General features: G+C 65.3%; 12 protein-coding genes and 2 pseudogenes. 5 read left to right on the forward strand and 9 right to left on the reverse strand.

Features of this window, described 5'->3' with window-relative positions; all coding sequences use genetic code 11:
* Positions 1–96: 96 nt before the first annotated feature.
* From VF34_RS25930 to VF34_RS23345, 4 genes and pseudogenes are all read right to left on the reverse strand, one after another.
* Positions 97–1,884 (reverse strand): annotated as a pseudogene (locus VF34_RS25930) (amino acid adenylation domain-containing protein); the annotation flags it as partial.
* Between the two features lie 78 nt (positions 1,885–1,962).
* Positions 1,963–3,387: pseudogene (locus VF34_RS25935) on the reverse strand (condensation domain-containing protein); the annotation flags it as partial.
* On the reverse strand, positions 3,384–5,039 hold the full coding sequence (locus VF34_RS23340; protein WP_045842151.1) for a (2,3-dihydroxybenzoyl)adenylate synthase: 1,656 nt from the start codon (positions 5,037–5,039) through the stop codon (positions 3,384–3,386). The pseudogene VF34_RS25935 and the gene VF34_RS23340, both read right to left, overlap by 4 nt.
* A gap of 43 nt (positions 5,040–5,082) precedes the next feature.
* On the reverse strand, positions 5,083–8,574 hold the full coding sequence (locus tag VF34_RS23345; protein ID WP_045842063.1) for a non-ribosomal peptide synthetase: 3,492 nt from the start codon (positions 8,572–8,574) through the stop codon (positions 5,083–5,085).
* 116 nt (positions 8,575–8,690) lie between these two features.
* On the opposite strand from VF34_RS23345, the gene VF34_RS23350 reads away from it, so the two are divergent.
* The gene (locus tag VF34_RS23350) at positions 8,691–9,902 is read left to right on the forward strand and encodes an ABC transporter substrate-binding protein (protein WP_045842064.1); all 1,212 of its coding nucleotides are present in this window, start codon (positions 8,691–8,693) and stop codon (positions 9,900–9,902) included.
* Positions 9,903–9,974: 72 nt separating this feature from the next.
* Here the strand turns inward: VF34_RS23350 and VF34_RS23355 are convergent, their stop codons facing one another.
* A complete protein-coding gene (locus VF34_RS23355) occupies positions 9,975–10,391 on the reverse strand; it encodes an HIT family protein (RefSeq protein WP_045842065.1) in 417 nt (138 codons plus the stop codon).
* A gap of 91 nt (positions 10,392–10,482) precedes the next feature.
* Here VF34_RS23355 and VF34_RS23360 point away from each other — a divergent pair, with 91 nt between their 5' ends.
* On the forward strand, positions 10,483–11,274 hold the full coding sequence (locus VF34_RS23360) for an HAD-IIA family hydrolase (protein WP_032381794.1): 792 nt from the start codon (positions 10,483–10,485) through the stop codon (positions 11,272–11,274).
* A gap of 79 nt (positions 11,275–11,353) precedes the next feature.
* On the opposite strand, the gene VF34_RS23365 is transcribed toward VF34_RS23360, so the two are convergent.
* Positions 11,354–12,553: a DDE-type integrase/transposase/recombinase gene (locus tag VF34_RS23365; RefSeq protein WP_231578190.1), complete on the reverse strand. Its 1,200-nt coding sequence runs from the start codon at positions 12,551–12,553 to the stop codon at positions 11,354–11,356.
* Between the two features lie 138 nt (positions 12,554–12,691).
* A complete protein-coding gene (purB, locus tag VF34_RS23370) occupies positions 12,692–14,116 on the reverse strand; it encodes an adenylosuccinate lyase (RefSeq protein WP_045842152.1) in 1,425 nt (474 codons plus the stop codon).
* A 116-nt stretch (positions 14,117–14,232) separates the two neighbouring features.
* On the opposite strand from purB, the gene VF34_RS23375 reads away from it, so the two are divergent.
* Positions 14,233–14,883, forward strand: coding sequence for a DsbA family oxidoreductase (locus VF34_RS23375; RefSeq protein WP_045842066.1), 651 nt, complete (start codon positions 14,233–14,235; stop codon positions 14,881–14,883).
* Positions 14,880–15,026, forward strand: a complete 147-nt coding sequence (locus VF34_RS25145; protein ID WP_156158553.1) for a hypothetical protein — start codon at positions 14,880–14,882, stop codon at positions 15,024–15,026. Before VF34_RS23375 ends, VF34_RS25145 begins: the two co-directional genes overlap by 4 nt.
* A 26-nt stretch (positions 15,027–15,052) precedes the next feature.
* Here the strand turns inward: VF34_RS25145 and VF34_RS23380 are convergent, their stop codons facing one another.
* Positions 15,053–15,700, reverse strand: coding sequence for a TetR/AcrR family transcriptional regulator (locus tag VF34_RS23380; RefSeq protein WP_032367536.1), 648 nt, complete (start codon positions 15,698–15,700; stop codon positions 15,053–15,055).
* Between the two features lie 58 nt (positions 15,701–15,758).
* Between VF34_RS23380 and VF34_RS23385 the strand changes: the two genes are divergently transcribed.
* Positions 15,759–16,772, forward strand: coding sequence for a threonine aldolase family protein (locus tag VF34_RS23385; RefSeq protein WP_231578264.1), 1,014 nt, complete (start codon positions 15,759–15,761; stop codon positions 16,770–16,772).
* A 65-nt stretch (positions 16,773–16,837) separates the two neighbouring features.
* On the opposite strand, the gene VF34_RS23390 is transcribed toward VF34_RS23385, so the two are convergent.
* Complete coding sequence (locus VF34_RS23390) at positions 16,838–17,986, reverse strand: pyridoxal phosphate-dependent aminotransferase (protein WP_045842068.1); 1,149 nt, start codon at positions 17,984–17,986, stop codon at positions 16,838–16,840.
* Between the last annotated feature and the right edge of the window lie 111 nt (positions 17,987–18,097).

Here is an 18,097-nt window from a genome sequence, read left to right on the forward strand (position 1 = left end):
CATACTGCTTTCGAATTCGTCGAGCTCGTCCTGGGACAGTTCCACCGTGGCGGCGGCGTGGACAGCGGGGCGTGCGTCGGCGTCCGGTGTGAGCTCCGCCCCGAACATTCGCACCGTCCGCTTGCGCATCACCTCACGCGGTGCCAGCGGAATCGAGGCCTTTCGCGCCCGCGATGCCACGGCCAGGCAGGTGATGCTGTCGCCGCCGAGCGCGAAGAAGTCGTCGTCGATCCCCACGCGTCCGACACCCAGAACCGCCGCGACGATCTCGCACAACATCGTTTCCACCGGCGTTCGGGCCGGTACGAACGTGCCTCCGCCCACGGCGTCGACGGTCGGAAGAGCCCGCACATCGAGCTTGCCGTTGATCGTCATCGGAATGCGTTCCAGGGCAGCGAACAACGTCGGCACCATGTACTCGGGCAACGTCGCTGCCAGCCGGTCTCGAATGGAACCGAACAGCACGGACGTGTCGGTCGTACCGCCGTCGCGAGGAACGATGTATGCGGCCAGGGCGCGAGTACCACTCCCGATCTGCACCGTACGCACCACCGCGCCCACCACACCCTCGCATGCGGCCACGGCGCGTTCGACCTCTGCGGTCTCCACTCGATAGCCGCGAATCTTCACCTGGTCGTCCGCGCGACCGAGGTAGTCGAACAGACCGTCGGCTCGAATCCGAACCAGATCACCGGTGCGGTACATCCGTGCGCCCGGAGTCAAGGGGTCGGCCACGAATCTCGTTGCCGTGTCGCCGAATCGGTTCACATAGCCCCGCGCAAGACCGACACCGGAGAGGTACAACTCCCCCACCGAACCGATCGGGACCGGCCGTAGCCACTGGTCCAGGACGGACGCACGTGTGCCCAGGATCGGCGAACCGATGGACGGCCCGACGCTGTCCCTTGTTCCGGTACCGAGCGCGTTGATCGTGTACTCGGTAGGCCCGTACAGGTTGTAGCCGATGCCGTCGAGCCGACTCCACAGTGCATCCGGTACCGCCTCACCACCCAGCAAGACCAGGGGAATTCGATGTCCGTCGCGTTCGTCCAACAGTCCGAGATCGAGCAGATGTCCGGCATACGTGGGCGTCACGTTGACCACGTCGATTCTGTTCTGCTCGCAGTAGTGAGCCAATGCCTCACCGTCGCGGCGTAATTCCTCGTCGCAGATGTGTACCTCGTGACCTTCGACGAGCCACAGCAACTCCTCCCACGACATGTCGAAGGAGAACGACACCGTGTGTGCGATCCGCAGGGTGCGGTCTCCTGCCACGGCGACGGTGGGAGCGAAGATCTCGTTCCGGTGATTGATCTGCATGTTCGTCAGACCGCGATACGGAGTGACGACGCCCTTCGGTGTTCCGGTCGAGCCGGAGGTGTAGATGACGTAGGCGGGGTGCTCGAGTCGGCCGACGGTGCCGGACGCAAAACCGACCGACGCTGTGGCCGCCTCGACTTCCGACGCGTCGATGTCGTACGCCAACTCTGTTGCGACCTCAGGGGAGTCGACGACCATCCGTGTGGCGGTGGTGGCCAACCCCCGGCTCTCCGTGTCCACCGTCGTCACCAGAACGGCCGGTTGCGCGTCGGCCAACATGACGTCGAGACGCTCTGTCGGATAGTCGAGTTCGAGGGGCAGGTACGCGGCACCGGTACGCAGCACCGCGAACAGGGCCACCACCATCTCCACCGATCTCGGCAGAGCGAGGGCCACGATTCGTTCGGGAGCGGCACCCCGGCGAAGCAGCGCCAGTGCGCAGGCGTTCACCCGCCGGTCGAGGTCGCCGAAGGTCAGCCGCCGGTCTCCGAACACCAACGCGATGTCGTCGGGAACGGCCGCGGCGCGTGCGGCGAGCAATTCGGCGATCGTGTTGTCCTGCAGTCGTTCCGATCGGCCGTCGAACTCGTTCTCGACGACACTTGGCATGTCGCCCGGGGCAGACGGCCAGCGCGATATCGGCAGATCGGGCTGCGCTGCAACGGTATCGAGTGCCGATGCGAACGAGTCGAGCAGCGATCGGGCACGCTCGTCGTCCACAGAATCGGGTAGATACGTCACCGACAGGTTCAGTTCATCGCCGGGATCCACTGCGATGGACACCGGGAACTCGGACCCATCGACGGTCGAGATGTGTCGCACGCGGCGCTCGTTCCCTGCCGACGTCGATTCTTGTCGTCCCGCAGGCCCGGCAGCGTTACGCAGGACGAGCAGGGTGTCGAACAGAGCCCCCGCACCGATGGCCTGCTGAATTCCACCGAGACCGAGGGTGTCGTGCGGCATCAGGTCGAGACGCTGATCCTGCACGCGCGCAGCCACATCGGTGGCCGAATCGAATCCACCTGCCGTCACCCGGATCGGCACCGTGCTGATGAACGCGCCGATCGCGGTGTCGGAACCGGCCACATCCATGGGCCGACCGGCGACGGCGGTACCGAACACCACATCGGACCGCCCCACCACACGCATCAACACACTCGCCCAGGCCGCTGCGAGAACCGTGAACAGAGTCGAACCGGATCGACGTGCGTGCAGATCCAGCGCGCCGGACACCGCTGCCGTCACTCTGCGTTCGATCCTGCGGGGTGAACCGTCCCCGCGGGTGGCCTCCGCAGCCACCGAGGTCGGGCTGTCGATATCGCCGAAGTACCGCTGCCACGCCTGCTCGGACTCGGCACGGTCGCGAGAAGCCAGCCAACGCAGATACTCACGGTAGCCGTGGTCCGTAGTAACGGGCGTGCCGTTCTCGTCGTGCTGCTCCAGGACTCGAGCCACGAGCAGTGCCGAGGATCCGCCGTCGAAGCACCCGAACCAGTAGGTGGTCAACAGTCGGTCGACCCCTCCGGGAAGGTGCACCAGGGTGACCCGAAACAGTGGCGGCGCAGCGATGTCGAACGAGAGCGCCCGGTCGTCCGCGAGAATCCGGCTCCATCGATCGTCCACCTCGCTCGCCGGGCACGCACGGAGATCCACCACCGTCAACGGTGCCTGCACCGCAGAGAGTACGACCTGGGCCGGCGCGGTGTCGTCCGGCGTCACGAAGGCCGTCCGCATCGCCGCGGTGGTATCGACGACCGATTGCAGAGCTCGCCTGATCCTGTCGTCGTCGAGGACGCGGTCGACCTCGACGACGGTGCGGACGGTGTACAGCTCGGTGGCATCGGCGTCGACACCTACCTGGAAGACGAGCCCGAGCTGCAGTGGTGACAGTGGCCAGACGTCGTCGATCGATCCGAATTGCTCCCTCAACGAATCGAATTCGGTGGACTCGACGTCTGCGAGTGGGCCGCGGCTCGCCTCGGGTGCGGCCTCGTCGCCTCGGGCACGCCGCAACCGCTCCTGCACCAACCTACGTCTGACGTCGTCGAGATCCATGGGTTCCTTCATCGAGTCGGCTGCTGTTGCGTGCACTGTGTGACGAGCAAGGACTTGTCCACTTTGCCGATGGCGGTGACGGGCAGCGATGTTCGTGTCACCACGCGATCGGGCAGTTTGAATCCGGCGCAGCCGGCCGCCGTCAGGAAGGCCCGCACGTCGGCGACGGTCGGACCACTTCCGTTCGGCACCACGACTGCGCAGACACTTTCGCCCACAGCGGCATCGGGCACCCCGATCACCGCGACCCGCGCTACTGCAGGATGGGTGAGCAGCAGGTCTTCGAGCTCGTCGGCCGCGACGTTCTCGCCGTTTCGGGTGATCACGTCCTTGATGCGACCGGTGACGACGAGATGGCCGGACTCGAGCTCGCGCACCTGATCCCCACTGCGATAGAACCCATCAGGGGTGATGGCAGTCGTATTATGTTCTGCCGCAGAATAATAGCCATTGATGGTGTAGGGGCCCCGCGTCAGCAATTCACCGACTTCCCCGGGCGATACATCGTTTCCGTCCGCATCGACGACGCGCACCTCGTCCAGATGGGACAACGGCCTGCCTTGCGTTCCGATCACCAGTTCCGGGCTGTCCTCGGCTCGGGTGTAGTTCAGTAGTCCTTCGGCCATGCCGAACACCTGCTGCAGCCGGCATCCGAGCGCGGGCTCGACCAGCTTGGCGACCTCCGGTGCCAGCTTCGCTCCCCCGACCTGCAACAACCGCAAGCTGGACAGGTCTGCATCCTCCCATTCCGTTGCCTCGCACCACAGATGAGTCAACGTCGGAACCAGCGCCGTGATCGTCACGCGATACCTCTCGATCAGCGCGAACGCGTGGTCCGGGCTGGCACTGCCGGAGAACACCACCGTTGCCCCTACCCCGAGGGCACCGAGCAGCCCGGGGCATGCGAGCGGAAAGTTGTGTGCGGCAGGGAGAACGGCAAGATACACGTCCTCGGGACCGAGAGCGCAGACCTCCGCACTGGCCCTGGCGTTGTATTCGTAATCGTTGTGCGTACGGGCAATCAGCTTGGGCAATCCCGTCGTGCCACCGGAGACCAGCAGTAACGCAGGATCGGTCGGCCGGGCGCGCGGAAACTGTCGGGGCACCCCGGCCACCGCGGACAGAGAGGTATGGGACCCGCCGCCGTTCGATTCGGGTCCGGAACTGTCGACGAAGACGTGCCGAACACTCGTCACCGACGCGAGGACCTCATCGGCGAGTTCGCAATAGTCGAAGTCGCCGTCCCGATCGGAGATCACGTACGCCACCGCCGATGCGGTGGCGGCGAGATGGGTGATCTCGCGTCGGCGATGTGCAGGCAGCGTCAGCACCGGAACTGCTCCGCATTCGAGCAATGCGAACAGCACGACCGCAAAGTTCACGGAGTTCGGCAATTGCACGACCACCCGGTCGCCCGGTTCGATGCCGCGATCGGCGAATCCGGCTGCGACGCTCCGCACTCGTCGAAGCAGCTCGTCGTACCTCAGCTCCGTGCGATCGTCGACGACGGTACTCGAAGGGCCGAACTGCGTCGCCCACGTTGCGAACACCTCCGGAAGGGTTTCACCTCGCCACAACCCGGCGTCGAAGTACCTGCGGGCACGCTCGTCGTCGAACGGCACGAAACCGTCGACGTCGGTTTCCGGCTCGGCAAGTTCGGTCATGTTCTGCACCATGGATTCTCGTCCTCCGGGAATGCGAAGCGGGTCAGGAATGGTGTTCGAGCGCGGCCGACAGTTCGTCCTCCGACATCGCTTCGACCGACAGGAAGATCTCGGCGGTGGCCTCGAGGAATTCTGCGTCACCTTCTGCGCCGATCATCCGGTCCGCGAGCCCGGCCACGGTGGGTGCCGCGAACATCATGCGCACGGTGACCGACGTGATGTCGAAGGACTCGCGAATGCGGGCGACGATGGTCGTCGCCAGGACGGAATCGCCGCCGAGCGCGAAGAGCGTGTCCGTCACACCGATGCCGTCGACCCCGAGTACCTTCTGCCAGATCAGGGCGAGGGCGCTTTCGAGGTGAGTTCTGGGCGCAATCCGGGCATCGACCCGTTCGCTTTCTCCCGCTGCGCGACACAGCCGGACGACGGCAGCGGAGTCGATCTTGCCGTTGACGGTCAGCGGCAGCGCGGAGACCGTCACGATCTGCTCCGGCACCATGTGCGCTGGGAGACGCTCGGCGGCCCTGGCCCTCACGGCCGCTACCGTCTCACGGGGATCCGCGTCTCGATCGGTCGGCACCACGGCGGCCAGCAGGATCGGAGCTGCGGTGCGGTCGACAACGGCTGCGGCACTTGCCACCTCGTGATCCGCGGTGAGTGCCGCTTCGATCTCTCCGAGTTCGATCCGAAATCCGTTGATCTTGATCTGGTTGTCCACACGGCCCACGAATTCGACCATGGAGCCGGTCTCGGCCGTCGAGCCGGGGCAGTACCGAACCAGGTCTCCGGTGCGGTACCAGCGGTAGCGGTCGGCCTCGACGAAGCGCTCGTTCGTACGCTCGGGATCGCCCAGGTAGCCGTCGGCGAGACCGACGCCCGCGACCCACAACTCACCGGGCACCCAGTCCGGCACCTGGTTCCCACGCGCATCGACCACCCGAAGAGCCGTCGACGCGAGCGGCACCCCGAACGGGACTGTGCGCCAGTTCGGATCGACGTCCACGACCTCACAGATGCTGTTGTGGATCGCGGTTTCCGTAGCGCCACCGAGTCCGGCGAACCGACATCCGGGAACCGCCGCCGTCAGCCGCCGGTAAAGGTCGATACTCACCTTGTCGCCGCCGAGCATGACGACCTCGAGCGAACCGCCCACATCGTCACCGGTGGACAGGATCATGTCCAGCAGCGGGGGCACGCAGCTGATCACCGTGACGCGACGCGCACGAATCAGAGCGGCCCAGCGCTGCGGATCCTTGCGCTCGTGTTCCTGGATTAGCACGGCCGTACCGCCGGCCGCGAACACCGAGAACAGGTCGAACGTGCACAGGTCGAAGTCCAACTCGGACAGGCACAATGGACGGTAGCCCTCGTTCAGGTCGAAACGTTCGACCAGATCCATGATCGTGTTCATCGCGGCGCGATGCGAGACCACAACACCTTTCGGTTCACCCGTGGAGCCGGAGGTGAAGATCATGTACGCGGGCGCGGTGTCGGGGCCGAGGTGCGGGGCGGGCCGAGGCTCACTCAGGATCGCGTGGGACACCGCGAGACCGTCGTCGCCCGATCCGCCGATCGTCACCGTGAACCCCGCTTTTCGGGCGATCAGCGCAGCACGGCTCGACGGTTGGTCGACGCCGATCGGTACGTACACCCCGCCCGCGGCGAGCACACCGAGAACTGCGACCACTTGATCGGGACCCTTCGGCAGCGTCACCCCCACCGTGTCGCCCACTGTCATATCTCGGTCCCTCAGTGCCCCAGCAACTCTCAGTGCCCGGTCACACAGATCGCCGTACGTCATCGACTCGTTCTCGCCCCACTCGAGCGCCACCGCGTCGGGATGCTGCGACGCGCGATCGAAGAAGGCGCGGTGCAGAGTCTCGTTCCCGGCCGACTGCGACGCGTCCGTTCGGGGTACATCGGCTGACGGAGTTCGCGACATCAGCTGACGCGGTGGAACCAGCTGACCCACAGGCTCCGCCCACACGGAGTCACCGTCGACCACGAGTGCGCGAACCAGCGTCTCGAACGCGTCGAACATCGCGTCGGGAACTCCTGGGAGGAACTCGTTCTCGCGTATGTCCCAGTTGACCAACACGCCACCGTCGAGTTCGGTGATCTGCGCGTCGAGAACCACCTGCGGCCCCTGCGACATGATCCACACCGGATCACCGAAGACCTGCCGCGCGCGAGCGTCGAACAACTCGCCCAAACCGAGCGCGCTCGTGAAGACGACGGGAGCCAGCACCGGCTCTCCTCGACGGCGACCGAGGTCGCGCAGCACCTCGACCCCGGAATAGTCGGCGTGCGAGGCGTCTTCGTGCAGTCGGGACCGGATCCGACGGGAACGTTCGACGAACGAGAGCGGCTCGCTCAGATCGACTTCCAGCATGACCGACGACGAGAAGTCACCGATGAGATTCTCGACGTCGGGATGCGTCGGAGCGCGATCGAACATGGGCACGTTGAGCAGAAACCGTTGTTCGCGAGACCAGGCACCGATCACCTCGGCGAACGCCGTGGCCACTGCCACCGCCGGGGTGACTCCGTGGGCTCTGGCGTGCGTCTGGAGATCGCCGTATGCCGCGGAGTCGAGATGAAATGCCCGACGCAATGCTACCGGAGCACCCGAATCATGTTCCAGCAACGGAAGAGTCGGCGCTCCGGGCAGTGAGTCGAGGCGCTCGGACCAGTAGCGTTCGGCCTGAGCACGGGCGCTGCGTCGATCGAGCGGCCGGTCGGCGAGGTACCGCGAATAGCTGTACTCGATTGCCCGGAGGGGATCGCCGTCGTAGGCCCGCGCCAGGTCTGCAACCAGAATACGGAAACTCACTGCGTCGCCGGCGATCATGTCGATGTCCAGGTGCAGACGCGTGCGACCGTTCGGCAGGAGCGACAGATCGGCCGAGAACATCTCGCCCGCTTCGATATCGAGCATCTGGTGGGTCAGACGGAGCCGCGTTTCTTCGAGGCGGTCGGTCGGGTCGGACTCGGATCGTAGGTCGTGGACCGTCAACCCGCGCCACCCCGAGGTCGGTTCGATGCGCTGCTGCCCGTTGTCCGAAATCCGGGCCCGCAACATCTCGTGCCGTTGTGCGACGGCATCGAGCGCCGCACGTAGTCGATCGGGATCCACTGCCTCGCCGTCGAATTCGGTGTAGAGGTGCGGTGCGACCCCGCCGAACCGTTGCTCGGCACTGCGCCCGATCCAGTAGGCGTGCTGCAACAGTGCGAGATCGAACTCCGACGTGTCCGGTTCGACCAGCGTCGATTGTCGCTCCGGGTTTCGGGAACTCGATTCGGCCGAACCACCGATCAGTTCGGACCAGGCAGAAATGTTCGGCTGCGCAGCGAGCTCGGCAAACGTCACCGTCGACCCCTGCTTGCGGAATCTCCCGACCAACCGCATCAGAACGATCGATTCGAGACCCAGCTGGAACAGATCCGCGTCCATCGACACAGCCCCGGGTTCCGCACCGATCAGTTCTGCAACCACCGCCCGCAGTTCGTCCCGTCCGATTCCCCGCTGATCCATTCGGTGAGTCCCCTTCGATCGACTGTGTTGCGTATGCGCGCGACCAGGCGATATCCAGAGCCAGTCCATAAGGAAAGGCTACCCTCGCTTAGTCGACCCTGAGGAGGCTAGCATCTGTGGGCTACCGCGAGGAGGGTGCCCTCGGCCCCTACCTCGACACCAGGAAGAACGGCGCTCCACTCGACATCGGCCATCTCGGCCTCGACGAAAGCAGACACGTGACACCGATTTCGAGCAGATTCGGCTCCGCACCCCGCGCCCTCACCGGAGGCATAGCGGTTCTCGTGCTTCTCGCTGCTGCCGCGTGCAGCAGCGGCACCACCGACACCGAGGACGCCGGCAGCCAGGCCGTCGACCTGAACGCGAACCCCGCCGCGTGCAGTGCGAACGACCGCGTCGATTCGGTCGACCGAGCGTCCGGACCGTTCACATATACCGACGGCCGCGGACGGACCGTGTCCCTCGATGCACAACCGACCAGAATCATCGCCGACGAGGAATCCGCCGCTGCGCTGATGTCGTACGGAATCAAGCCGATCGCCATCTGGTCGACGACGCCGATGGGGACCAGCCCGATTCTGAGTTGCTCCGATCTGACGGGCATCGAATCGGTCGGCGAGACCTGGGGCACCTTCGATTTCGAGAAAGCCGCCAGCCTGGACCCGGATCTCGTCATCGGTGAGTTCAACCCGAGATTCGGCCAGTTCGGCAAGTTGACCACGACGGCCGATTCGTCCAAGGCCGACACGATCGATCGGATCGCTCCCACCCTGGGGGTCACCTTGGACACGACGTCGACCGCGAAGACCATCGAGAACTACGCCGGGTTGGCGTCGTCGCTCGGCGTCGACCTCGACACCCCACAGCTGGCAGACATCAAGTCCGACTACGACGCTGCTGTCACCAACTTCAAGAAGGTTGCGTCCGAACGTCAGGACCTCACCGGAGTCGGAGTCTGGCCCCTCGACGTCGCCTACGTACTCGACCCGTCGGCGGATCCCGACTTCAGCGACTACGAAAGCTGGGGCCTGAAGATGTACACCCCCGACGGCACCGACGACGGTTACTGGAAGAAGGTGTCCTGGGAGAACGTGTCGAGTGTCGATGCCGATGTCGCGTTCGTCTACCACGACGTTGCCAACGCATCCGACGTGAAGCTTGCCGACATCCCGAGCCGTTACCCCGGCTTCGACACCATCTCCGCCGTCGAGAAGCAACAGATGGTGCTGTGGGACTACGGCGCCAACAAGAGCTACAGCCGCTACACCAACACCATCGACGTCTACGCCGACGCACTGTCCAAGGCGCAGAAGGTCACTGCCGAGTAGTCGTATCGAGCACACCCACGGGACCATCGGCGATCGCTGCCGGTGGTCCCGTTCTGTGTTCGTTCGTCATCACTACAGGGCGGCCGCGATCTCCGCCGCCAGTCGGTCGAGTTCGGATCGATGCGGCGACGACGGCCGAGCCCGCAGGCCGAATCCGTCGCCGATCATGCGCGGGATGACGTGCAGATGCACGTGGAAGATTTCCTGACCTGCCACCGTGCCGTCGGCGAGGAACAGGTTCACCCCGGCGACGCGTGGATTGCTCGCTCGCACAGCGGCAGCCACCTTCTGCCCGACGACGAACAGATGCGCACCGACCTCGGGCGGCAACTCGGCCAGCGTCCGATACTGCTGCTTGGGCACCACGAGCACATGCCCGGTGGTGAGAGGCCTGATGTCCATGAACGCGATCGCGGTGTCGTCCTCGTGGACGCGCGACGCCTCGGCGGTCCCGGCAATGATCTCGGAGAAAATCGTGTAGGGGTTCACGGCATCGAGCCTAGGCGTGAGCGCAGACTGCACGAACGACACCGCGACTGCTGAAACTGCACGACTGACTCGACCCGACTACTGTTTGCCGATGAGCATCGGCGGGGTTCTCTTCGACATCGACGGCGTACTCGTCACGTCGTGGCAGGCGGTACCCGGAGCAGCCGCGACGCTGAAGTACCTGGACAACAACGACATTGCACGCGCGTTCCTGACCAACACGACCTCGAAGACGCGCGAGCAGATAGCAGCGGCATTGCGCGACGTCGGACTCGACGTCCATTCCGACGAGATCGTCACCGCCGCGTCGCTCACCGCGGATCATCTACGCGAGAACTACCCGGATGCTCGGGTGGTCATGATCAACAACGGCGAGATCGCGGCCGATATGCCGGGCATCGAATTCGTCGACGAGTCGTCCGGGGATCCGGATGTCGTGGTCGTCGGCGGTGCCGGCCCGGAGTTCACGCACGAACGGCTCAGCCGCGTCTACGACTGGCTGTGTCGCGGCATTCCCGTCGTCGCGATGCATCGATCGTTGATGTGGAGTACCGGTGGCGGGTTGCGCATCGACACCGGCATGTACCTCGCCGGGATGGAGCAAGCGTCCGGACACGCCGCGAAAGCCATCGGCAAGCCCGCTCCCCTGGGCTTCCGCACGGCGTCCGAGCGGATGGGCGTCGACCCGGACGACGTCGTCATGGTCGGCGACGACCTCGACAACGACGTCCTCGCCGCCCAGGTCGTCGGCATGACCGGTGTTCTGGTGCGCACCGGAAAGTTCCGTCAGGACGTGCTCGATCGACGCATCACCGACGAATTCGCGATGGAACCCGATCACGTGATCGACTCCGTCGCAGACCTGCCGGACGTCCTGATGTGAGTGGAAACTCGTAGCCCACTACGTGTGCTGTCTTGATACATGCGGGACACGGGTGTCTCGATACATGTGAGACACGATTCTAGGCTGCGGGGCGGTGGAGTTGTCCTTGGTAGCGCTTGTCGATGTTCAAGTGCAAATGGCCGAGGACTTCTCCGCTGGCCGTGTAGGTGGTGATGTGGTTGCCGTCGCGCAGGACGGTCACGCGACTGTGAGCGTGGGACCGTCCGACCGAGATCGTGTGGTCGCCGACGGAGATCACGCCGGAGCCGGAGACGGAGTGGGTACCGACTGTGGCGTCGACCTGGGCGGGTAGGTGCTGCGGACCGCCCAAGGTTGCAGCGCCGTTCCATGCCTGCTGCGGGGGCATGTTCACGGCACTGTGGCGGCGGTCGTTGTTGTAGAACGTCTGGTACCGATTGCACGATGTCTGCAACTCGGCGGTCGTGGCGGGCCGGGTGGGTTGGTCGGTGAGCCACTGTTTGAAGGTGCGGTGGTGGCGTTCGACTTTGCCGTTGGTCTGCGGGTGGTACGGGCTCGAGTGAATGAGCCTGGCACCGGACCCGGTGACGAACGCGCCGAACTTCGAGCGGCCCTTCGACGCGGTCGCGCAGAATGCCATTCCGTTGTCGGACAACACGATTGCCGGTACTCCGTAGTCGGTGAACGCTCTGCCGATGGCGGTGATGGCTCCGGCGGTGGTCTCGGCGTGGCAGACGTACGTCGCGACGAGGGTGCGGGTGCAGTCGTCGAGAACCTCGAAGACGGTGGCTTTCCCGCCGCCGGCGAGTACGACTTCGGTGGCGTCGATCTGATAGCAGTCACGGGGTCGGGCGTATTGGAATCGGCGGTAGGACGATTTGGGTCGCTTCTTGGGTTCCGGGGTCACCAGGCCGTGGCGGGTGAGGATGTTGTTGATGGTCGATCGGGCCGGGACCTTCCAGCCTTTGCCGGCCCAATCATGTTCGGCGGCAATCTTGGTCAGCTCGTAGCGGATGTTGTCGGCACCGTTGTCGCGGCCCAATTCGCCGCGGAGCGCGATGATGCGGGCTTCGACAGCGTCGGGGGTGCGTGCCGGGCTCGAGCGGGGCCGGCGGGAGTCGAGTTCCCACCGGCCCCGTTCTCGGATCCGGGCGGCGTGACGGTTGGCGGTACTGCGGGAGAGCCCGTGATCGGCGCAGAAGCCTGACAGGCCTCGTTCGTCGAAGACGTCGGCTCCCTCGATGATCCATGCGGTCAAGGTGGCGTCGAGCAGGTTCATCCGGGCATCCGATCTGGCCATGGATTACTCCATAGCCGGTCACAGTGCCCCGCAGCATCATCACAGCCCGTGTGTCACATGTCCGTGGACATCTCGTGTCTCATATGTCCCCGGACTGAACACGTAGCCCACTACGAGTTTCCACTCACAACAGAGAACTCAGAGAATCGGCGACGGGCTGTAGGCCGCACCGGCCGGGAACTTCGCGATCAGCCGCTCCACGGCCGAGACGACCGCACTGACCTGTGCGTCCGCTGCACCGACGAAGGCCGTCTTGTCGGCCAGCGCCGCATCGAGTTCAGCGCGGTCGAGCGGCAGTCGGTCGTCGGCAGCCAGCCGATCCAGCAGGTCGGGCTCGAGTCCCTGCTCACGCATGGCCAACGCGACGGCGACGGCGTGTTCCTTGATCGCCTCGTGCGCGGTCTCGCGGCCGACGCCTGCACGTACGGCCGCCATCAGCACCTTGGTCGTCGCGAGGAACGGCAGGTAGCGATCCAGTTCCTTGGCGATGACGGCGGGGTACGCGCCGAACTCGTCGAGCACGGTCAGGAAGGTCTCGATGAGACCGTCGATGGCGAAGAACGCGTCGGGCAGCGCGACGCGACGCACGACGGAACAGAAGACGTCGCCCTCGTTCCACTGCGCTCCGGCGAGCTCGGCGGCCATCGATCCGTAGCCGCGAAGCACCACCTGCAAGCCGTTGACGCGTTCACACGAGCGCGTGTTCATCTTGTGCGGCATCGCCGACGACCCGACCTGGCCGGGCTGGAAGCCCTCGGTGACCAGCTCGTGGCCCGCCATCAGACGGACGGTGTGTGCGAACGACGACGGCCCGGCACCCACCTGGACCAGCGCGGACACGACCTCGTGATCGAGCGAGCGGGGATACACCTGGCCGACGCTGGTGAGCGTGTGCCGGAAGCCGAGATGATCAGCGACGATGCGCTCGAGTGCGACCAGCTTCGCGGAGTCTCCGCCGAACAGGTCGAGCATGTCCTGCGAGGTGCCCATCGGGCCCTTGATACCGCGCAGTGGGTAACGCGCGATCAGTTCCTGCAACCGGGACAGCGCGAGCAGCAGCTCGTCGGCGGCCGACGCGAAGCGCTTACCCAGCGTGGTGGCCTGGGCGGCGACGTTGTGGCTACGGCCGGCCATGACGAGGGAGGAGTATTCGGCGGCGCGTTCGGCCAACCGCTTCGCCACGGCGACACCGTGCGTGTGGACGTGTTCGAGCGAACGCAGAATCTGCAGCTGCTCGACGTTCTCGGTCAGGTCGCGGCTGGTGAGCCCCTTGTGGATGTGCTCGTGACCGGCGAGGGCGTTGAACTCCTCGATGCGAGCCTTCACGTCGTGCCTGGTGACGCGTTCCCGCTCGGCGATCGATGCCAGGTCGACCTGGTCGGCGACAGCTTCGTAATCGGCGATCGCCGCGTTGGGCACGTCGACTCCGAGCGAGGACTGTGCGCGCAGCACAGCAATCCACAGTTGCCGTTCGAGCGTGATCTTGTATTCCGGAGACCACAGCTCCACCAGTTCGGGGCTTGCGTAACGGGTGGCCAGGACATTCGGGATGCTCACGAGCATCCAGCTTACGTGGCCCAGTTGTCGGTCTCGGATGAGGTCGGACTCGAATTCGGCCGTCAGACCGAGCATCGCCGCAGCGTGGAATAACCGCACCGCATTCCGATGTTGCAGCCGCCGTGAGCCGAACAGTGAAGGTCGACATCTGGTCCGACATCGCGTGCCCGTGGTGCTTCGTCGGTAAGCGCCGTTTCGAGGCAGGTGCTGCGGAGTTCATCGCCGATGGCGGGACGCTCGAGGTGGAGTTCCACTCGTTCGAGCTGGCACCCGACACACCGGTCGACTTCGACGGCACCGAAGTCGACTTCCTCGTCTCCCACAAAGGCATGCCGGCCGCCCAGGTCACGCAGATGTTGGGGCAGATGACCGAGCTGGCCGCAGGCGAGGGGCTCGCGTACGACTTCGACGCCGTGCAGCACACCAACACCGTCAAGGCGCACGAACTCCTGCACTTCGCCAAGTCGAAGGGCAAGCAGGTCGAGATGAAGGAACGGCTGCTGGCGGCCTACTTCGAGGAGGGCCGCCACGTCGGACGCGTCGACGACCTCGCCGACCTGGCCGCGGAGATCGGGCTCGATCGTGACGAGGTGGTCGAGGCGCTGAAGTCCGAGGAATACCTGCCCGCCGTGCGCGCGGACAAGGAGCAGGCCATCGCCTACGGGATCAGTGGTGTGCCGTTCTTCGTGATCGACGGTCGCCTCGGTGTGTCGGGCGCGCAGGAATCGTCGGTGTTCGCCGACGTCCTGCAGAAGGCCGCTACCGGCTCATGAGTGGCCCTTTGGAGATGGTCGGCGACTTGGAGATGGTCGGCGACGACCGCGGCCCCGTCTGCGAGGACGGTGTGTGCGAGGTGCCGACGATCCGAGACGCAGACTCGGGCGAGAACGACTTCGGGTTGAACACGCCGGCCTGATTGCCTCCGACCTGAGGGGGCCGGAGTCAATCGGCCGACACCTGTTCCGCTGGTGCCACGATGTCGATGACGGCCAACAGCATGCTGCGCGCCATTTCGCGCGGATCGGGATCCACTTCGCTGAGCGCGCCCACCACTGCACCGTCGACCACTGCGACGAGTCGTCGTAGCTGCTCTTCCTGCACCGTGCGCCCCGATCGCCGCAGCACATCGGTCAGCAGGTCGTCGATCTGGGCGCGCAGCCTCAACTGCACCTCGCGCAGTTCGGGATGCCGAGCCGACGCGATGAACCGCTCGTATCGCGCGACCAGTTGCTCGTGGCCGCCCTGCGGCCCGATCAGCAGGTCTACGATGAGGTCGACGGTCGACTCCATCTTCTGCGAGCACTTGCCCTCGTCGTCGATACGTCCGCGCATGACGTCGATCTCGCGGGTCCCGACGACGTCGACCGCCGCGGCCACCAAGTCGCCGAGCGACTCGAAATAGTAGGTGGTCGACGCCAACGGCAGTCCGGCGCGAGCGGCCACCGACCGGTGCCGAACCGCGTCGAATCCACCCTCGACCAGCAGGTCTGCAGCCGCCGACGCCAGAGCGTGGCGGCGGCGCACTCCCTTCGGAGTCGCACCCGACACCTTGTGCTGCGACTCGGTCGGACCTGCGGACATTCCAGTCATCGTGCCAGCTCGCAGCCGTTCGTCGGACTGCTTTCGCGCTATGGAATTGTCAGTGTTCGTGGCTCATCGACCTATCGACCTTCGCTCCGACACCATCACCCGACCAGATTCGATCATGCGACAAGCAATGGCCGACGCCGAAGTGGGCGACGACGTCCTCGATCACGATCCGACGATGGCGGCGCTCGAGGAAAGAGTGGCGGATCTGCTCGGCTTCGAGGCGGCGCTGTGGGTGCCGTCCGGTTCGATGGGCAACATCATCGCGCTGATGCTCCATCTGCAGCGCGGCGATCGATTCCTGGCCCCCGAGCACGCGCACGTCCTGGGCTCCGAGCTCGGCACCGCAGCATGGTTGGCGGGCGGAATGCCCGAAGCACTTCCCCACGACGGTGGCCCCGGACGCCCCCTTGCGTCGACGGTGCGTGCGGCAGCCGGCGGCGTCGGACCGTACTTCGCCTTGCGGACCACATTGCTCTCGCTCGAGAACACACACAATTTTTCCGGCGGTGCCGTGCTAAGACCGGACGAGTGGGCGGAACTCGTTGCTGCCGGACGTGACTCGGGGTTGAGAATTCACCTCGACGGGGCTCGGCTGTGGAATGCCGCGGTGGCACTGGATGTTCCGATCGCGTCGTTGACCGCCGGCGCAGACACGGTGCAGGTATGCCTGAGCAAGGGGCTCGGTGCACCCGTCGGCTCGATGCTCGTCTCCGATGCGGCGCGAATCCATGAGGCCCGACGTGTGCGAAAGATGTTGGGCGGCGGCGTGCGTCAGGGTGGCGTGCTCGCTGCGGCAGGGCTCGTCGCCCTGGATCGAATCGGCGATCTCGCCGAGGATCACGCAAATGCCTCGACGCTGGCACGCGGCCTTCGTGAACGGGGCTGGGAGGTCGCGGAACCCCAGACGAACATCGTGCTCGCCGCCGTCGCCGATCCTGTTCGGACGGTGACCGAGCTGGCAGATCGGGGCATCGCCGCCGTCACCGTCGCCGGCAAGGTGCGCTTCGTGACGCATCGCGACGTATCCGCCGCCGACATCGACGAGGTACTGGAGCGGCTGCGCCGCATGTGAGCGCAGCGCTTTCCTGTCGTTCCGCAGGCTCCACTCCTGCCTCGTAAGCTGCTACGAGTTTCCATTCACATGCGACGTAGTCGCTCCAACGCTTCTTCGACGTCGGACGTGGTGCCCGCGAACGAGAATCGCACCGTGTGGTTCCCACGGACGGTGTCGAAGTCGACGCCGGGTGCCAACGCGACACCGGTCTCGGCCAGCACTCGGGCGCACCAACCACGCGAGTCGTCGGTGAGATGCGCGATGTCGGCGTAGACGTAGAAGGCACCATCGGCCGGAGCCAGATCGGTGATACCCAACGCGGGCAAACCGTCGAGCAGGATCCTGCGATTGACGGCGTACCGCTCGACGTGCGAATCAAGCTCTCGGCGTGACTCTTCGGTGAACGCCGCAATAGCCGCCACCTGCGAAATCGCCGGCGGGCAGACCGTCATGTTCGACGCCAATCGTTCGACGGCCCTACGCAATCGGGTCGGCAGCAGCATCCACCCCAGCCGCCATCCGGTCATCGAGAAGTACTTCGACACCGATCCGATGGCGACGGATTCCTTCGACGTCTCCCAGGCGCTCGACGTGTGCGAGTCGCCGTAGGAGATGCCGTGATAGATCTCGTCGGAGATCAACAGGGTTCCGTGCTCGTCGCACCAGCGTGCGATGGCGGCCAGCTCGTCGGGGTCGATGATCGTGCCGGTGGGATTGGCCGGACTGGCGACGATGAGCCCGGCAGGCGGCTCCGGTAGCTCGTCGAGCATCGCCACGGTGGGCTGGAACCGTGTCTCCTCCACACAATCCAGTTCGACGACGCGACAGCCCAACGCCGCCAAAGTGTTTCGATACGCCGGGTACCCGGGCCTGGCCATGACGACGGTATCCCCCGCGTCGAACGCCGCGAGGAACAACAACGTGAATGCGCCCGACGACCCAGTGGTGATCACTACGTCGTCGGCATCGACGGTGATGCCGTACCGCGTGCTGTGGTATTCCGCGATCGCTTGCCGTAGCGGCAGAATGCCCAGTGTTTCGGTGTACCCGAGCAGATGCGAATCCAGCGCGTCTCGGGTGGCGCGCAACACCGGCTCGGGTGCCCTGGTCGACGGCTGACCTGCGGCGAGCGACAGCACATCACCGTGAGTACGCGCCCGCTCGGCCGCCGCGGCGAACACATCCATCACGTGGAACGGCTCGACCTTCGATCGCTGCGATTCACTGTGCATTCCATCGACACTACTGACCTCATCGCCCACAATTTCGCGGCAGGCACGGGATTGTGCGGGCCGAACAGGTGAGCTGGGTGCCCACAATTCCGCGGCAAGCACGGGATCCCG

It is taken from the genome of Rhodococcus sp. PML026 (assembly GCF_000963615.1).
In the GTDB taxonomy this organism is placed as follows: Bacteria; Actinomycetota; Actinomycetes; order Mycobacteriales; family Mycobacteriaceae; genus Rhodococcoides; species Rhodococcoides fascians.